This window comes from Polaribacter sargassicola, assembly GCF_021991835.1.
Lineage (GTDB): Bacteria > Bacteroidota > Bacteroidia > Flavobacteriales > Flavobacteriaceae > Polaribacter > Polaribacter sargassicola.
Genome location: NZ_JAHDAU010000167.1, coordinates 1 through 301, shown reverse-complemented (window position 1 = coordinate 301; position 301 = coordinate 1). Strand labels below are relative to the sequence as shown.

1 protein-coding gene is annotated in these 301 nt (G+C 68.8%); it reads left to right on the top strand.

From position 1 onward, the window contains the following. Nucleotides 1-301, top strand: a 301-nt coding sequence (locus KI686_RS16335) for a hypothetical protein (protein WP_237590378.1), incomplete at both ends; no start/stop codon positions are given.

Genomic DNA, 301 nt, shown 5'->3' with positions numbered 1-301 from the left:
TCGCTGCAGGGGCACCTGTATCTGCGCGTGCACGGCGACGCGCGTGAGCAGATGGCCGCCGGCGAGTCGCTCTCCGTCGGCGTCGTGCGCGACGACGACCGCACGTTCATGCTCGCCTACAGCTCGGGCGCCGCCCTGCAGGCATCCATCCAGGACGAGGAGGATGCCGCATCCACCTCCGCCATCGCGCAGCCCGCGACCCTCGTGTACCAGCAGGTCGTGGGCGGTGGGTTCACGGGCATCATCATCGACAACTCCTCGGTTCCGCACCGAGTGGTCTTCCCGACCGAGCTGCTGCAGA